Source organism: Mesorhizobium ventifaucium (assembly GCF_935822925.1).
In the GTDB taxonomy this organism is placed as follows: Bacteria; Pseudomonadota; Alphaproteobacteria; order Rhizobiales; family Rhizobiaceae; genus Mesorhizobium; species Mesorhizobium ventifaucium.
On sequence record NZ_CAKXZS010000023.1, the window covers coordinates 495,107 to 511,843 of the forward strand.

Here is a 16,737-nt window from a genome sequence, read left to right on the forward strand (position 1 = left end):
ACGCGCAAAGGGCGCTCTAACACTCTGCGACCTCGCCCTTTCTCGCCCGATTGTGCTTAATGGACGGTTACGGACGACCGGATCTGGCGGTGTGGAAACAAAAAAGGCGAGAATGCCCCGCCCCTTCGTTTTCGAATTTTCTGGGTTTTCGGATTTTCTGCGGCTCAGCCCTTCACGATCGACTTGCCGGCGTAGAGCGCCTGCTTGCCGAGCTCTTCCTCGATGCGGATGAGCTGATTGTACTTGGCCATGCGATCCGATCGCGACAGCGACCCCGTCTTGATCTGCCCGCAATTGGTGGCGACGGCGAGATCGGCGATGGTCGAATCTTCGGTTTCGCCCGAGCGGTGCGACATGACCGCGGTGTAGCCGGCCTTGTGCGCGGTCTCGACGGCGTCGAGCGTTTCGGTCAGTGAGCCGATCTGGTTGACCTTGACCAGGATAGAATTGGCGACGCCCATGCGGATGCCGTCGCGCAGCCGGGCCGTATTGGTGACGAACAGATCGTCGCCAACCAGTTGGATCTTGTTGCCGATGAGGTCGGTCAGCGTTTTCCAGCCGTCCCAGTCGTCTTCGGCCAGCCCATCCTCGATGGTGATGATCGGATAGTCCGCGGCGAGCTTGGCCAGATACTTGGCCTGGGTCTTCGGATCGCGGGTCTTCTTCTCGCCTTCATAGACGTAGTTGCCGTCCTTGAAGAATTCGGTCGCGGCGCAGTCGAGGCCGAGCGCAACCTCTTCGCCCGGCTTGAAGCCGGCCTTCTCGATTGATTCCATGATGAAATCGAGCGCGGCGGGCGCGCTTTTCAAGTTAGGAGCGAAGCCGCCCTCGTCACCGACATTGGTGTTGTGGCCGGCGTCCTTCAGCCGCTTCCTCAGCGTATGGAAGATTTCCGAACCCCAGCGCACGCCGTCACGCAGTGTCGGCGCGCCGATCGGCAGAATCATGAATTCCTGGAAATCGATCGGGTTATCGGCATGGGCGCCACCGTTGATGATGTTCATCATCGGCACCGGAAGCACATGCGCCTTGGTGCCGCCGACATAGCGGTAGAGCGGCAGGCCAGCCGCTTCCGCCGCAGCCTTGGCTACAGCCAGCGAGACACCGAGGATGGCGTTAGCGCCGAGGCGGCTCTTGTTGGGCGTGCCGTCGAGCTCGATCATGGTCTGGTCGATGTGGATCTGGTTCTCGGCTTCCATGCCGCCGATCGCCTCGAACAGCTCGCCATTGACGGCCTCTACCGCCTGGAGGACGCCCTTGCCGAGATAACGGGCGCCGCCGTCACGCAGTTCGACCGCCTCATGCGCGCCGGTCGAGGCGCCGGAAGGCACCGCAGCGCGGCCCATCGAGCCGTCTTCGAGCACGACGTCGACCTCGACGGTCGGGTTTCCGCGGCTGTCCAGGATTTCACGCCCGACAATGTCGATGATGGCAGTCATTGCGATGTCCCCGATTGATCTGACGAAGCGTCGCGCACGTCTTAGCCAAAGTGCTGCAAAACGCAATCGGGGCGCCCGCAAATATCGGCGCCACTTCCGCCACATCGAATCACGAAGCACAAATTGCTGTCATCATAAGTCATGTCAGTCATAAGCCTTGGCGGCGTGCGGCTTTCTGGTTTATGCTCACAGTCGCGCGGGGCGAAACAGGAGGAGTTTCGCCATGTCTCAGTTGAGCGGTATTGTGAGTTTGTTCCTGATCGCGGCGGCGTTTTTGACGTCGTGTGACACTCAGCAGCCTCAACAGGGCGCGGTAGAGTTGTCGACCCTTGCAGCGGAGTAGATATCCTGCAGAAAAGGCCCCCGGTTCAACCGGGGGCCCTTTGATTCCGGCAGAGCAAGATCAATGCCAATAAGGCTCGACCTTGTAGTAACTGTATGAAGCATCACGCGCGGCTTCGCCGTCGGCGCCCGTCAATTCGTCGATCGAATAGGCGGGAGCTGCCTTCAGTTGCTCCTTGGTGAACGGCACGACGTAGCCGCCCTTGTCCTCGTCATAGTCGAGGCTCGCCCACGGAATGGCGTGGTACTTCTCGCCGATGCCGAGAAATCCGCCAAAGCCGATCACGGCAAACATGATTCCATTCGATAGTTTGTCGAGCATGACATCCTCGATGTCGCCGATGTGCGTGCCTTCCGTGTTGTAGACGGAAGTGCCGATCACCCGCGAGGCAGCGATGGCTTCAGTGTGTCCTGTCTGGGTTGTCATGATGTGCTCCTTTTGTCGTTCACTTCAGGTTCGACAATGAGGAAAGGGCTGCGAAGGTTCCAGACTTTTATGGACGCGGTCATACGTGCAGGGCTGATCACTCAGCGAGGATGAAGGTGACCTTCATGTTGACGCGGTAGGCGGAGATCTTGCCGTTCTCGACGACGACCTTCTGGTCCTGGATCCAGGCGCCTTCGACGTTCTTCAATGTCTTTGCGGCGCGGGCAATCCCCTGTTCGATGGCGTCCTGAAAGCTGTTATTCGACGATGATGTGATTTCGGTGACGCGGGCGACGGACATGGCTTCCTCCTCCAAGGCACTCGGTTGCCTGGGCAGCGTACAACCGGCGCCTGTTGATCACAAGTTTCGGGGTCGGAATTAGGGCTGGACCGCTGAACTTGCTCAGCCCTTGGCGACGCGATCGAATGCCATCAGCCTTTCAAGCAGCGCCCGAAGGTCCTTCAGCGGCACCATGTTGGGACCGTCGGAGGGGGCGTTGTCGGGATCCTGATGCGTCTCGATGAAGACGCCGGCGACACCGACCGCGACCGCGGCGCGCGCCAGCGTCTCGACGAAACGGCGATCGCCACCTGACGAGCCGCCCTGCCCGCCCGGCTGCTGCACCGAATGCGTGGCGTCGAAAATCACCGGCGCGCCGATCTCGGCCATGATCGGCAGGGCGCGCATATCGGACACCAGCGTGTTGTAGCCGAAGGAAGCGCCGCGCTCGGTGACCAGCACATTGGCGTTGCCAGAACCGGTGACCTTGGCGACGACGTTCTTCATGTCCCACGGTGCGAGGAACTGGCCCTTCTTCACATTGACGACCTTGCCAGTTCTTGCCGCCGCGATCAGCAGATCGGTCTGGCGGCTGAGGAAAGCCGGAATCTGCAGGATATCGACATGCGGCGCCACGAGCGCGCACTGTTCCTCGGTGTGGATATCGGTCAGGATCGGCAGCGAAAACGCCTTGCGCAAATCGTCGAAGACGGGCAGCGCCGCGTCGAGCCCGGCGCCGCGCGTGCCGCCAAGCGAAGTGCGGTTGGCCTTGTCGTAACTGGTCTTGTAGACGAGGCCCAGCCCGAGCTTCTCGGTCAGTTCCTTCAGTGCGCCAGCCATGTCGAAGGCGTGCTGGCGCGATTCAAGCTGGCACGGGCCGGCAATCAGCGACAGCGGCGCGGTGTTGCCGAAGACGACATTGCCGACGGTTACGGACGAATTGGGCTTGCTCATGCTTTCTCCTGGAAAACGAAGGCCGCACCCTGCCCGGATACCGGCCGCACGACAATATCATCGCCGCGTATGTCGTGTTCGACGGAACTGGCTGCAAGCAGCTTGGCGACCGTGTCCGCGCGGCGAACTGAGAAGACGATCGCCGCGAAGCGGAGTTCCGATGGCGCGCCGGCAGGTATGCCGAAGCGCGTTTCGAAAGCGGCGGGGTCAAGCAGGGTCAAGGTCGCGTTCGGCAGGTCAAACGCTGTGCTGCTCCCCTGCCCGGTCGCCGGACTGCGCGTCGCGATCGAAATCAATCGGCGCTGTTCGGATGGCTCGCTGCTAACCGCCACGACTTCGATAATGCCGGTTGCGCCATTGGCGTGGACCTGCAACGCGCCGCGGTCCACTTTCGGCGCATTGATCCGCTCACAGGCAAACAGGAATGCGTCCGTCGCCCCGTTGCCGGAGGCGAAGGCCAGTTTGAACGATGCCGTGTCGCTGTTGCCCGCCGCGTCGGTGAAGGCGCGCGAAAAGCTCAGCATCCCTCCAGCCGACAGGCCCGCTTCGACATAGCGTGCGTGGTCGGCATCGGCATTTTGGGTGCCCAGGACGAGAGCGGAAAATCCCTCATTGCCGCAGCTGTCGCGATAGGCACGATCGCGCGCGACGAAGACGTTGCCGTCGGCAATCGCTTTCGCCGCCGCTTGCGCATTGCCCACTGCCAGCGGCTCGAGATAGATGCCGTCTTCAAGGAAGACGCAGCAGTTTTCCGTGCCGAAAGGATGGGTGCCGGTCGGCGCCACGACAAAGCCAAGCGAAACCAGCCGCGCCCGCGCCACGTCGAGGCTCGCGGTCGGCAGCACAAGATGGTCAAGTGAATATGCGCCGGGCGGATAAGCGCCGGGCGAATGAGGGCGTGCTGGCATCGTCTCGGTCATGCCGGCGCGGTGTGCATCATTCCAGAAGTTGGTTCAAGAGCCCTCGCCTGACGCGCAGGGATTTCATAGCGGCAGCGATGGCTGTTCTTGCCCATGCTGGGTCTGGACGCCCCAGAGCGGCCGGGCGCTGATCCGACCGAACCAACCGCCGCAGACGGAGTCGCTCCTGCTTGGGTCAGTTTCTCTTCAAGTCGCAGCCACAATGTCCGCCGAATAGCGCAATTCGCGCAACGGTTTGACCTGGCTGGTCGTCTCGGCATAGAGCGGGTGCGCCTTGTAGGCGGCCAGAGCGGCGTCATCCTCGAACTCGGCATAAACGACCACGTCGATCTCGTCCGAAAGCGGGTCGACCTTGGTGTTGAGCGTCACCTCGAACAGACGGGAATGGGGGATGTTGCCCAGCGCCAGCAAGCCGGTCCGTACGGCCTCGACATCCTCTTTGTGCCGTGCGCTGAAGAAAACGATATGCCGGATCAACCCCAGCCTCCTCGATCGATGTGCAAGCGTGTTTTGTGTGGGCGACCGTGTTTTGTGTGGGCAACACGGGCGCGTCAACCGGCAACGATGTCGCGGCAACAACGCGTTGCGCGGGGCGAGGAAACCTACATCATACCGGTGATGTAGCGCGCGATGCGCGTTATCTCCCTGACCGTGGTGTCGAGATAGCTGCCCTGATTGTAGAGTCCGTCCCAGATCAGGAAGAACGTGACGGCGCAGATGACGATGACATAACGCATGGCTAGAACTACTGCATCTGGGTGGCTGCAACCATAGTGATTCCGGCGTTGATCAGCGCCCTCCCGCAAAATCTTTCCATGATCCGTGTTGGCTTATCTTGGCTCTTTCCTTTTGATGACGTGAGAGATCGCTGCGGGATTCATCAGGAAGCGGCGTTGGCGCCTTGGCGTGCGGATGCATGTGCGCGCGCGGAGACTTCAGTTCCTGTCGTCGTCGCCTTGGGTGATCAGCCGCGCGCTGCGCTGACCTGTCGCGTAAATCCATAGCCAGCTCAGCGAAACCGCAAGCCGGTTACGGAATCCAATCAGGAAATAGATGTGCGCGAGGCCCCACAGCCACCAGGCCAGCCGGCCGGTGAGCTTGATCCAGCCGAAATCGATCGCGGCGGCGCGCTTGCCGATCGTCGCCAGATCGCCGTCATGCTTGTAGCGGAAGGGCCGCGGGGTCGTGTCGCCGGCAAGCCGGGCCTTGATCGTCGCGGCGACATGCCGGCCCTGCTGCTTGGCGGCGGGTGCTACGCCGGGCACCATGCGGCCATCCGGCCGCAGGACGTGTGCTGCGTCGCCGATGACGAAAATCTCCGGGCTGCCCGGCACGGTCAGGTCGGGCTCGACCAGCACCCTGCCCGCGCGGTCCGCTGCCACCCCCAGCCATTCGGCGGCCGGCGAAGCGGCAACGCCTGCTGCCCACAGGATAGTTCTGGCCGGCAGGTGCGTGTCGCCAAAGACGACGCCCTCGGCATCGCAGCGTGTAACGGGCCGGCCGAGTTCGACCGTCACGCCAAGCCGCTCAAGCGCCTTGCTGGCATAGTCGGAGAGTTCTTGCGCGAAATTGGGAAGGATGCGGTCACCGGCCTCAATCAGCACCACGCGCGTCTGCCGCGTATCGATGTTGCGGAACTCGCCGCGCAGCATGTCGTGCGCCAGTTCGACAATGGTGCCGGCCAGTTCCACGCCGGTCGGTCCGCCACCAACGATCGCCAGCGTCAGCAGCGCTTGGCGCTTGGCGGGATCGGTTTCCCGCTCGGCCTCCTCGAAGGCCAGCAGAATGCGCCGTCGAATGGTGGTGGCATCCTCCAGCGTCTTCAACCCTGGCGCGAAAGGCTCCCACTCGTCATGGCCGAAATAGGCGTGGCGGGCGCCGGTTGCCAGCAGGAGCGTGTCGTAGGCGACCGCGCCCCCATCATCGAACAGTACGCGCTTGCCGACGCGGTCGACGCCGCTGACGGTGGCGAGCAGCGTCGTCACGTCCTTGCGCTTGCGCAGGAGATGGCGGATCGGCCAGGCGACCTCCGAGGTCGCCAGCGCCGTGGTCGCCACCTGGTAGAGCAGCGGCTGGAAGAGATGATGGTTGCGCTTGTCGATCATGGTGATGCGCACCGGCGCACCGTCAAGCGCGCGGGTGAATTCGAGCCCCCCAAAGCCCGCCCCGACGACGACGACATGATGGCTGGATTCGTTCATCTCATTCACTCCGGGAGAACAGGTTGGGCCGGGAGAGCAGGCTGGCGGGAGGGCAGTTGGCCGCGAGAGCAGATTGGAGAGCAATTTCGCCAAGGCTGATGTAGCTATTTTTGTGCACCGCAACAACATCCGACTTTGCCGACTGCTCGCCGGAAGATGTCGCTGTTGTACATGCCCCCATCCTGCCGCCGAGTATAATTTCATCAAAGCAGATGACAGGAGTGGAACTTGGATAGCGATCATAACGCCGACGGTCCGGGGCAATTTTCCTCGCCGCCTTGCTTCATGCACGAGCTCGACTCGGAATTCCGGGCGCCCCTATCCGATTGGAACGACGTGAAACGATGGCGCAAGGCCGAGCGCGAGCGGCTGATTGCGGCCCGCCTCGCTGTCTCGGCTGACATGCGGATGGCAATGTCGCAGCGCATCGGCGAAAGTCTCGACGCGCTGATCGGCGACATTGCCGGCCGCATGGTCAGCCTTTACTGGCCGTTCCGCGGCGAGCCGGATTTGCGGGCCTGGATGGCTTCCGTCAATGAGCGCGGCGGCCGTACCGCACTGCCTGTTGTCGTCGAAAAAGGCCGCCCGCTTGTCTTTCGCGCCTACGCACCGGGCGACCGGCTTGAGAAGGGCGTCTGGAACATCCCGATCCCGGCTGGAGGCGATCCGGTGCTGCCCGACATCGTCATTTCGCCTGTCGTCGGCATCGATCCGAGACAGTATCGGCTGGGCTATGGCGGCGGCTTCTTCGACCGCACGCTGGCGGCGATGCCGTTCAAGCCGCTGGTCATCGGTGTCGGCTACGAACTGCAGCGCATCGCCACCATCTACCCGCAGCCGCATGATATCCCGATGGACCGGGTGGTAACGGAGGCTTTCAAAGCCTAAGCAAGTTCCGGCTTCATCCCGACCGCCGTCCGGTCGACGATCTCGCGCAAGGCGAACGACGAGTTGATCTTCGTAACATGCGGCATCGCCGACAGCCATTCCTTGTGGATGCGCTCATAGTCGACGAGGTCCTTTGCCGCGATGCGCAGGATATAATCGTATTCGCCCGACATCAGGTGGCAGGACAACACATTCGGGCAGCGCTTTATCGCCGCCTCGAAATCCGACAATGTCTTCTCGAATTGCCCCGACAGCGATATATGCACGATCGCCGTCATCTGGTGGCCAAGAGCGGCATTGGAAAGCCGGGCGTGGTAGCCGCGGATGGTACCGGACTTCTCCAGATTGTCCAGCCGCCGCGAGCAGGCCGACTGCGACAGGCCGACCTTCTCGGCAAGCGCCGCGTTGGGTATCCGCCCGTCCTTCTGCAACGTTTCGAGGATGGCGATATCAATCCTGTCGAGCGGCATTTTTCGGGATTCCTGCGACAATCCAGCTGTTTCGCGCAACGATTATCGAACCGTACCCTCTTGCGCAAGCGCATTCGCAAACACCTACGCGACGATTCGTGGTTCACTACCTCTAAACAGCGAATATGCCCCAAAAGGCTGAATCAGGAGGAGAAGAAGATGCGCGTCGGCTGCCCCCGGGAAATCAAGAACCACGAATACCGCGTCGGCCTGACGCCGGGATCGGTCCGCGAATATGTCGCGCATGGCCACGAAGTGCTGGTCGAGACCGGCGCCGGCGCCGGCATCGGCGCCGACGACAACGCCTATCGCGCCGCCGGCGCCAGCATCGCCAAGACGGCCGGCGACGTGTTTGCCAAGTCCGACATGATCGTCAAGGTCAAGGAGCCGCAGCCCAACGAATGGGTCCAGCTCCGTGACGGCCAGATCCTCTACACCTATCTCCATCTCGCTCCGGACCCGGAGCAGACCAGGGGCCTGCTGGCCTCGGGCGTGACGGCCATCGCCTACGAGACGGTCACCGACGACCGCGGCGGCCTGCCGCTGCTGGCGCCGATGTCGGAAGTCGCGGGCCGCCTGTCGATCCAGGCCGGCGCTACCGCGCTGCAGAAGGCCAATGGCGGCCGCGGCGTTCTGCTCGGCGGCGTGCCCGGCGTGCTGCCCGGCAAGGTGACTGTGCTCGGCGGCGGCGTCGTCGGCCTGCATGCCGCGCGGATGGCAGCCGGCCTTGGCGCCGACGTCACCATCATCGACCGCTCGATCCCGCGGCTGCGCCAGCTCGACGATATCTTCGGCGGCCGCGTCCACACCCGCTACTCGACGGTCGAAGCGCTGGAAGAGGAATGTTTTTCGGCCGACATCGTCGTCGGCGCCGTGCTGATCCCGGGTGCCGCCGCGCCAAAACTCGTTTCGCGCGAAATGCTTTCGGGAATGAAGAAAGGCTCGGTGCTGGTCGATGTCGCCATCGACCAGGGTGGTTGCTTCGAGACCTCGCACGCCACAACTCATGCCGACCCGACCTATGAGGTCGACGGCGTCATTCACTATTGCGTCGCCAACATGCCGGGCGCGGTGCCGGTCACCTCGGCCCAGGCGTTGAACAATGCGACGCTGCATTACGGCCTGCAGCTCGCCGACAAGGGCCTGAAGGCGCTGGTCGACGATCATCATTTGCGCAACGGCCTCAATGTCCACAAGGGCAAGATCACCAACCGCGCGGTGGCCGAATCACTCGGCTATGAGTTGGTCGAGCCGAAGGCCGTTCTCGCCGCCTGAACCCGTCGCTCAGTCCTCTCCCGACAGAGCCGCCGACGCCCCCGGCCGCTTTTTCCACAAGTAGATTTCACGGATTGCGATAGGCTGACCGGTTTTACCCGTTCTGCTTGCAATGTGTCATTCCTGTGGCTTTTTTGTTACATCCGCCAGCATGGGCAGGTGCTAGACGGCTGACGGGTTTTTCAAAAGGCAGGGGCAATGATCAGCAAACGATTCGCAAAATCTCTTCTTCTTGGCGCAGTTTCCGTTCTGGCGCTTGGATCGGCTTCTCATGCCGCCGACGCGGTTGTGCCGGTCGTCGAGACGTCGGACTTCAACTGGAGTGGCATCTATGTCGGCTTTGGCGTTGGCGCCGGCGCCAATGTCCACGAGCTCAGCAGCGATTTCCTTCCCGGCTTCTCGTTGAACGGCATTGGTGGTGAAGGCGTATACGGTGAACTGACCGTTGGCTACGACTATATGGTGTCGCCGCGCTTCCTGATCGGCGGACTCTTGGACGCCCATATCGGCAACATTGAAACCACGCTCGATGTAGCTGGATTCGAGGCTTCGGTCCGCGAGACCTACGGTTTCGACGCTGGTCTGCGGGCCGGTTACCTGTTCACGCCGAACACTTTGGGCTATGTGCTCGGCGGCTATTCCTGGCAGAAATACAAACTCGACACCAACGCTGGTTTTGACTCGGATTGGGACCAGAGCGGCTACTTCGTCGGAGCCGGCGTTGAAACGGCCATCAACAGCAACTGGACCATCAAGACAGAATATCGCTATACCCGCTTCGGTACTAATGATGATCTGCTTTCCGATTTCGGTGCGCCGGATGGCGCCCTCAATCTCGACACGTCGCGGCATACGTTCCAGGTCGGGGCCAACTATCGCTTTGGCGCCCAGAATGGCGGCGTCGCCTCTTTTGAAGCGCCTGCCTACAACTGGACCGGCTTCTACGTCGGCGGCGCCGCTGGCGCGGGTGCGTCGGTGCATCAGATCGAGGTTCCGCCGCTTGGCGGGCTCGAGTTCAACGGGCTCGGCGGCGAAGGTGTGTTCGGCGAATTGAACGTCGGCTATGACCATGATTTCGGCAGCTGGGTCGCAGGTGTCATGGTGGATGCCCGCTACTCCGGCATGACTTCCGAGTTGGAATTTCCAGGCGGATCGATCAATCTGGATACCGATTACGGCTTCGATGTGCTTGCCCGCGTCGGCATGAAAGTCAACGAATCGACACTTGCCTATGTGCTCGGCGGTTACAGCTGGCAGCATTTCGATCTGAATGCGTCTTCGCCCATCGGCGATATCCTCGATTGGGACTCCAGCGGCTTCTCGGTGGGTGGTGGTCTGGAAACGGCCATGTCCAGCAACGTGACCGTCGGCCTCGAGTACCGCTACTCGCAGTTCTCCGAGGAGGATTTTTCGTCGGATCTTGGGCTGCCGGACGACACTCTCACCTCCACGCCTTCGTTCCACACCGTTCGTATCGGTGCGAAGTACAAGTTCAACTAATTTTCGAGCCGTCCAGACAACAGTCAAAGCCCGTCGGGCATTCCGGCGGGCTTTTTCTTCGGGTGGCGAAATACTTCGGGTGAAAAAAATGGGGCGGGACAATGCAGGCAGCAAAAAAGCGGAGCCAAAGCCCCGCTTCCTCTGAAATCGAGATCTCCCGCCGGTTCATCCGCGGTCGGCAAATCGATCGACAATCATTCCATAACGCGACATTGCGACAGGCGTACGACAGCTGCGACCGATCCGATCACGCTCGCTCGATCCGGCACTGATAGCAGTTGTTGCGTGCCGAGCGGACATGCACATAGGCGATGTCGTCGCGCTCGAACAAAATCTCGGCCCGCGCCGCGATAGCGCCCGTTGGGATGACGCCGCCGCTGCCGTAGACGATGCGGTCGTCGCTGCCGTACCGCGCACGATGTAGTCGGTGCTTTCGAGAATTTCGGGAAGCGCCGCGGCTTCGGCAGCGCGCTCGCAGTGCTGGGCATGCAGGAAGATCGGACCGGTCTCGGCATAAGGCTGCAATTCCGGGAATGGCCGATAAGCCAGGACAAGGTAGGCTTCTCCAGCGGCGACGTTCTTCAGGCAGTGGCGGCAAGGCACGCCGTCACCGTCGGATATTCTCCGCTCTGGCATCAGGCCATAGGCGTCCGGCCCGCCGCGCTGCAAGGCTCTGACACCTTCCGTGGGCAAGGCCTTGAACTGGATGGTCATGGTGAAATCTCCGATGTGGTCGACCGGAAATTACGTCGCTGCGCCAGCGCTTCCCACCCGATTCCTGCCAATTCGGATCAGTCCATCAGCGCGTCGAGACCGCGCACCAGCCCGGTGATCTCCTGTACCCGCCGGATCGCGAGCAGCGTTCCGGCCACGTAAGGGGCAGCGGACGAGCCGGCGTCGTGGCGGATGGTCAGCCGCTCGTCGGGCAGGCCGAACAGCGCTTCGCAGGACAGGATGTAGGAAGGCAGGCGCAGCGCATGCACCTGCACCCCCTCGCCCATGCCAACCGCCGCACCGCGCGTTCCCGGCACACCGGAGACCTCCGAGACCGGCCGTGCGGTGGAAGGCTTGCGGACATCGGCCAGCGCTTCGGCAAGCTCGCGCGCCGTGCCGGACGGCGCGTCGGGTTTCCTGGCGCTGGCATAGTCGATGACCTCGACATCCGGCACGTATTTCGCCGCCATCAGGGCAAACCGCTTCATCAGCGTGGCGGTGATCGAAAAATTGCCGGCGGCAACGACGCCGACACGACTGGCGCGGGCTGCAGCATCGATCTCGCCGAAATCGCTCGCACCCATCCCCGAGGTGCCGATCACCACGTGGCGTCCGTTTTCGATGGCCAGCAGCGCATGGTCCTTCACGACATGCGGTTTGGTGTAATCGACCAGCACGTCCGACGGCACCTCCATTGCCTCGGCCAGCGATGCGGAAACGATGATACCGTTTGCCGGCAGGCCGACCAGGAGGCCGGAATCCTGCCCAGCGCCGCTGCGTGACACGGCCGCGGCCAGCGCCATGTCGCCTTGCGCCCCGATCGCCGGAACCAATGCCTTGCCGACCCAGCCGGTCGCACCGGCCATCACCACCCGAATCGTCATTGATCCTCCCATCGCCATTTCGAGCGCCACGCGTTCCCTTGGACGCGTGGCGAACGCTCCAACAGTTTGCCTCCAGGCTGAAGCATTGATGAAGGTTCAGTTTGCATAGAAAATCATGGCCGCATAACGCTGGCCGCACGCTCGGCGAAGGTCATTGGATGCACCATCTCCTTCTTTTGCGCGACCGGTTCAAAGCCGAGCTTCTGGTAGAGCGGCAATGCCGCCGGATGGTCGAGCGTGCAGGTCTGCACCGTCACCCGCCTTGGTCCGTGCGACCAGGCGGCGTCGATCGCCGCACCCAGGAACCATCGGCCGATGCCTTGGCCGGTGGCGTGCTCCATCATTCCGAAATAGGCAAGTTCCACTTCTCCCGGCAGATGCGGCTTCAGGTCGAAAAAGCCGGCCGGCGAGCCGTCGAGATACAGCACCCTGATGTCGCGGTCCTCGCGATGGATGCCGGCAGAAAGCTCCTCGTCGCTCAGCCTCAGCACGTTGACCCAGTGCCATTTGCGGCCTACCCGATCCATCAAATAGCGGTAGAAATGCAGCGGAATGTCCTTGGTCTTCAGCAATGCGATCTGGCGGTTGTACGGCAGCGGCGGCGAATACGCCGGCGGCGCATGCATTTCGAGAAACGTCACCGTGACCTCGATGTCTTCAAGCGCGCCGTTTTCCATCACAGTCAGTCCTTGCCCGTCACGACGGGCGTATCGCCAAGCCCACCCCATTCGGTCCATGAACCGTCGTAGAGCCTGTTATCGGTGTGGCCTAGCGTCTCGAGCGCCAGCGTGATCGCCGCCGCCGTAACGCCTGAGCCGCAAGAGGTGACAACCGGCTTTGACAGGTCGATGCCGGCGTCCTCGATCACCTTGCGCAACCGGTCTTTCGACAGCAGCTCGCCGTTCTCGGCAAGCGCCGAAAACGGCACATTGCGCGCGCCGGGCATATGGCCTGAGCGAATGCCGGCGCGAGGCTCCGGCTCGGTACCGGCAAACCGGCCAGGCGAACGCGCATCGGCGATCTGGCTTTCCCCGGTCTCGACGATCCGGCGCATGTCGGCCAGGCTGGCGACGCGAGCGGCATCGAAGTCGGCATGGAACACGCAAGGCGCGATCTTCGTCGGCTCTGCCGTCACCGGCCGTCCCTCCGCTTTCCAGCGATCGAAGCCGCCGTCCAATATGTAGACCTGGAACACCCCCATGACACGGAACATCCACCAGGCGCGCGGCGCCGAGAAGAAGCCCGGGCCGTCATAGACAACGATGGTATCGTCGGCCGAAATGCCCATGGCGCCGACATATTGGGCGAAATGCTGCGGCGACGGCAGTGTGTGCGGCAGTGGTGAATCAGGATCGGAGATCGCATCGTGATCCAGGAAACGGGCGCCCGGAATGTGCGCTGCGTCGTATTCGGCGCGCGCGTCGCGCTTCTGCGCCGGCAAATACCAGGACGCGTCGACGATGGTCAGGCCAGGCTCGCCAAGGCGCTTCTGCAACCAATCCGCATCGACGGTGAAAGGGCTGTCTTCGGCCATTGTTCTTCTCCTGCCCGCCTTTGACAATCTGTTTATCAGGCCGGCTGTTTATCAGGCCGGCGGCATTGGTCCAAAGCGTATTCGGAAGCGCCGGTTCTCGCGACCCTTCTTCTCGACCTTGCCGATATGGATTTCGCCGACTTCTCCAGTGCTCTTCACGTGGGTGCCGCCGCAAGGCTGGCTGTCGATCGAGGCGTTCTCGCCAATGCAGACCAGGCGGATCTTGCCCGTACCGACGGGCGGCCGAACATTTTTCGATTTCACCAGCCCCGGATTGGCCGCCAGTTCCTCGTCGGTGATCAGCCTGGCAAAGACCGGGTGGTCGGCCCGCACCAATTCCATCAGCCTGGCCGTCACATCTTCCCTGGTGAAGCCGGCATCCGGAATATCAAAATCGATACGGCTGTCGTCCTCGGAAACCGAGGCGCCGGTGATCGGGAACGGGCAGACGACGGTAAGCAAGTGGCAGGCTGTGTGCATGCGCATCAGCAGATGCCGCCTCTGCCAATCGAGGGCAAGCTTTACCGGCTCACCGACCTCAGGCACCGCCTGCTCAGGCGGCGGCACATGGATGATGTCATCCTTGGTCTCACCGGTGATGGTGGCGGCAACAGCGATCAGGCTGCCGTCGGCGCGTTCGAGGGTGCCCGTATCGCCAGGCTGCCCGCCCGACGTGGCATAGAAGATCGTCCGGTCGAGAATGATGCCGCCACGGTCGTTGACGGCGACTACCACGGCATCAGCCGTCCTGAGATAGGCGTCGTCGCGAAACAGGGCATTCGTCCTGTAAGCCATCACGCAACCTCTTCGAACGGCACCGAGATCGTGCTCCGCTGTTCCATCCAGCCCGGCACCGGCAGCTGCTTTTGACGCAGGAATTCCGGGTTGAACAATTTCGACTGGTAGCGCGTGCCGTAGTCGCAAAGCACAGTCACGATGGTGTGGCCGGGACCCATCTCACGTGCCAGCCGGATCGCGCCGGCAATGTTGATGCCGGTCGAGCCGCCGACACACAGGCCTTCCTCCTGGATCAGGTCGAAGACGATAGGCAGCGCGTCCTCGTCCGGGATCTGGAAGGAGAAGTCCGGTGTGAACCCTTCCAGATTGGCGGTGACCCGCCCCTGCCCGATGCCTTCGGTGATCGAGCTGCCTTCGGATTTCAGTTCGCCGGTGGTGTAGAAGCTATAGAGCGCCGCGCCGAGCGGATCGGCGAGCGCGATCTTGACGTCCTTGCTCCTGGCCCTGAGCCCGAAGGCGACCCCGGCCAGTGTTCCGCCGGAGCCGACCGCCGAGACGAAACCGTCGACCTTGCCGCCGGTCTGGGCCCAGATTTCTTGCGCCGTGGTGCGGGTATGGCCATCACAGTTGGCGACGTTGTCGAACTGATTGGCCCAGATCGCCCCGTTCGGCTCGGACCGGGCCATCTGCTCGGCCAGGCGACCCGACAGTTTCACATAATTGTTGGGGTTCTTGTAGGGAACGGCAGGCACCTCGATCAGCTCGGCGCCGAGCAATCTGATCGTGTCCTTCTTCTCCTGGCTTTGCGTGTCGGGGATGACGATCACGGTGCGGTAGCCAAGCGCCTTGGCGACCAGCGTCAATCCGATGCCGGTGTTGCCGGCCGTCCCCTCGACGATGACCCCGCCCGGCCTCAAGAGCCCGCGCTGCTCGGCGTCGCGGATGATGAACAGCGCGGCACGGTCCTTGACCGACTGGCCCGGATTCATGAATTCGGCCTTGCCCAGGATCTCGCAGCCGGTTTCTTCCGAGGCTTTGTTGAGGCGGATCAGAGGCGTATTGCCGATCGCTTCGATCACAGAACGGGGCATGGAGATTCCTTTATGCTTGCGGCCGAACCCTAGAAACCCGAAGCTTGGGTTTCAAGGCAAGAATTTGCCTGGTCCAGCGGCATTTCCGGGCTGCAATTTCCTAAAACAGATGTTGCGTTCCGCCAATCATTGAAGCTCACCATTGAAAAGCGCTCTTTTCATCCGATTTCTTCACCGCTAGAGCACAGGCCAAGACAAAGTCGCAGGGCATAGCATGACACTCTATCGGGCCGACCCGAAGCACGGCGTCGCCTGGATTACCGGCGGCAGCAGCGGCATCGGCCGTTCACTGGCCAAGGACCTTGCGGCGCAAGGCTATGTCGTCGCGGTGACGGCGCTCGACGACGATCCGATCGATACGCTGGTCGTCGAGACGGCGCAGATGCCGGGCCACGTCACGGCCTATCCTTGCGACGTCACCGACGAGAAACGCATGGCAAAGACGGTCGCGGCGATTGAGAAGGATCTCGGCCCGATCGTCTTGGCCGTGTTCAATGCCGGGAGCTATATTGCGACCGCCGGCGAAGACCTCACCGTCCGTGGATTTCGCCAGTCCTTCGATGTCAATTATTTCGGCATCATCAACGGCCTGGTGCCGGTCATCGAGCGCATGCGCGTCCGCGCGCGCGGCCATATCGTCCTGGTCGGTTCGGTCACCGCCTATTTCGGCTGGCCGACCACGGCCGCCTATGGCGGCACCAAGGCGGCGATCAATATCCTCGCCGAGTCGCTGAAGTACGATTTCGACAAGATGAACGTCCGCATCCAGGTGATAAACCCGGGCTTCGTCGACACCCCGCTGACCGAGAAGAATTTGCTGCCGATGCCCGGGCTGATGCCCGTCAATCGCGCCTCGTGCCGCATGGCGCGCGGCATCAAGTCCGGCGGCTTCGAAGTCACCTTCCCGCGCCGCTTGAGCTGGGGCCTGAAGCTGCTCAGAATCCTGCCGAGACCGTTCTGCCGATGGGTCATCAGCACCGCGACCCGCTGGAAGGCGCGTCCGCTTAATTTCGACCGCAAGCCGCCGTGCCAATAGACCGGCCATCAAAGTTGGCGATCCCGCCGTCGGCGGGACGTCGT

General features: G+C 62.3%; 18 protein-coding genes and 1 pseudogene. 4 read left to right on the forward strand and 15 right to left on the reverse strand.

All coding sequences use genetic code 11. The features are described from left to right. Positions 1–164: 164 nt before the first annotated feature. The 8 genes from eno to NMG70_RS20410 form a co-directional block, all read right to left on the reverse strand. Positions 165–1,439: a phosphopyruvate hydratase gene (eno, locus tag NMG70_RS20380; protein ID WP_254026189.1), complete on the reverse strand. Its 1,275-nt coding sequence runs from the start codon at positions 1,437–1,439 to the stop codon at positions 165–167. Between the two features lie 403 nt (positions 1,440–1,842). Next, positions 1,843–2,208 (reverse strand): PRC-barrel domain-containing protein, encoded by a 366-nt coding sequence (locus tag NMG70_RS20385; protein ID WP_254026190.1) that lies wholly within the window; start codon positions 2,206–2,208, stop codon positions 1,843–1,845. 97 nt (positions 2,209–2,305) lie between these two features. Then, positions 2,306–2,509, reverse strand: a complete 204-nt coding sequence (locus NMG70_RS20390) for a dodecin family protein (RefSeq protein ID WP_254026191.1) — start codon at positions 2,507–2,509, stop codon at positions 2,306–2,308. A gap of 102 nt (positions 2,510–2,611) precedes the next feature. Next, a complete protein-coding gene (kdsA, locus tag NMG70_RS20395; RefSeq protein WP_254026192.1) occupies positions 2,612–3,442 on the reverse strand; it encodes a 3-deoxy-8-phosphooctulonate synthase in 831 nt (276 codons plus the stop codon). Next, the gene (locus NMG70_RS20400; RefSeq protein WP_254026193.1) at positions 3,439–4,350 is read right to left on the reverse strand and encodes a VOC family protein; all 912 of its coding nucleotides are present in this window, start codon (positions 4,348–4,350) and stop codon (positions 3,439–3,441) included. The genes kdsA and NMG70_RS20400 overlap by 4 nt, the downstream gene beginning before the upstream one ends. A gap of 198 nt (positions 4,351–4,548) precedes the next feature. Continuing rightward, positions 4,549–4,839, reverse strand: a complete 291-nt coding sequence (locus NMG70_RS20405) for a Dabb family protein (RefSeq protein ID WP_254026194.1) — start codon at positions 4,837–4,839, stop codon at positions 4,549–4,551. Between the two features lie 125 nt (positions 4,840–4,964). Then, positions 4,965–5,099 (reverse strand): hypothetical protein, encoded by a 135-nt coding sequence (locus NMG70_RS32675; protein WP_301555168.1) that lies wholly within the window; start codon positions 5,097–5,099, stop codon positions 4,965–4,967. Positions 5,100–5,297: 198 nt separating this feature from the next. Further along, positions 5,298–6,563 carry an NAD(P)/FAD-dependent oxidoreductase gene (locus NMG70_RS20410; RefSeq protein WP_254026195.1) on the reverse strand — a complete coding sequence of 422 codons (1,266 nt, stop codon included), beginning with the start codon at positions 6,561–6,563 and terminating at the stop codon, positions 5,298–5,300. Between the two features lie 285 nt (positions 6,564–6,848). Here NMG70_RS20410 and NMG70_RS20415 point away from each other — a divergent pair, with 285 nt between their 5' ends. After that, complete coding sequence (locus NMG70_RS20415) at positions 6,849–7,451, forward strand: 5-formyltetrahydrofolate cyclo-ligase (protein WP_436798430.1); 603 nt, start codon at positions 6,849–6,851, stop codon at positions 7,449–7,451. Here the strand turns inward: NMG70_RS20415 and NMG70_RS20420 are convergent. Continuing rightward, positions 7,448–7,921 (reverse strand): Lrp/AsnC family transcriptional regulator, encoded by a 474-nt coding sequence (locus tag NMG70_RS20420; RefSeq protein WP_023675099.1) that lies wholly within the window; start codon positions 7,919–7,921, stop codon positions 7,448–7,450. The genes NMG70_RS20415 and NMG70_RS20420 overlap by 4 nt on opposite strands. 159 nt (positions 7,922–8,080) lie before the next feature. On the opposite strand from NMG70_RS20420, the gene ald reads away from it, so the two are divergent. Together ald and NMG70_RS20430 are read left to right on the forward strand one after the other, a co-directional pair. Further along, positions 8,081–9,196: an alanine dehydrogenase gene (gene ald, locus NMG70_RS20425; protein ID WP_254026197.1), complete on the forward strand. Its 1,116-nt coding sequence runs from the start codon at positions 8,081–8,083 to the stop codon at positions 9,194–9,196. A 198-nt stretch (positions 9,197–9,394) separates the two neighbouring features. Continuing rightward, entirely contained in the window at positions 9,395–10,696 is a 1,302-nt protein-coding gene (locus NMG70_RS20430) for an outer membrane protein (protein WP_254026198.1), read from the forward strand. 247 nt (positions 10,697–10,943) lie between these two features. Here the strand turns inward: NMG70_RS20430 and NMG70_RS20435 are convergent. The 6 genes and pseudogenes from NMG70_RS20435 to NMG70_RS20460 form a co-directional block, all read right to left on the reverse strand. After that, positions 10,944–11,410, reverse strand: a pseudogene (locus NMG70_RS20435) (DUF1203 domain-containing protein). Positions 11,411–11,487: 77 nt separating this feature from the next. Continuing rightward, entirely contained in the window at positions 11,488–12,294 is an 807-nt protein-coding gene (dapB, locus tag NMG70_RS20440) for a 4-hydroxy-tetrahydrodipicolinate reductase (RefSeq protein ID WP_254026199.1), read from the reverse strand. Between the two features lie 113 nt (positions 12,295–12,407). Next, a complete protein-coding gene (locus tag NMG70_RS20445; protein WP_027154015.1) occupies positions 12,408–12,971 on the reverse strand; it encodes a GNAT family N-acetyltransferase in 564 nt (187 codons plus the stop codon). 5 nt (positions 12,972–12,976) lie between these two features. Beyond that, the gene (sseA, locus tag NMG70_RS20450; RefSeq protein ID WP_254026200.1) at positions 12,977–13,828 is read right to left on the reverse strand and encodes a 3-mercaptopyruvate sulfurtransferase; all 852 of its coding nucleotides are present in this window, start codon (positions 13,826–13,828) and stop codon (positions 12,977–12,979) included. A 51-nt stretch (positions 13,829–13,879) separates the two neighbouring features. Continuing rightward, complete coding sequence (locus NMG70_RS20455) at positions 13,880–14,623, reverse strand: alanyl-tRNA editing protein (protein WP_254026201.1); 744 nt, start codon at positions 14,621–14,623, stop codon at positions 13,880–13,882. Then, positions 14,623–15,657: a cysteine synthase A gene (locus NMG70_RS20460; protein ID WP_254026202.1), complete on the reverse strand. Its 1,035-nt coding sequence runs from the start codon at positions 15,655–15,657 to the stop codon at positions 14,623–14,625. The genes NMG70_RS20455 and NMG70_RS20460 overlap by 1 nt, the downstream gene beginning before the upstream one ends. A 214-nt stretch (positions 15,658–15,871) precedes the next feature. Here NMG70_RS20460 and NMG70_RS20465 point away from each other — a divergent pair, with 214 nt between their 5' ends. Further along, the gene (locus tag NMG70_RS20465) at positions 15,872–16,693 is read left to right on the forward strand and encodes an SDR family oxidoreductase (RefSeq protein WP_254026203.1); all 822 of its coding nucleotides are present in this window, start codon (positions 15,872–15,874) and stop codon (positions 16,691–16,693) included. The last annotated feature ends 44 nt before the right edge of the window (positions 16,694–16,737 follow it).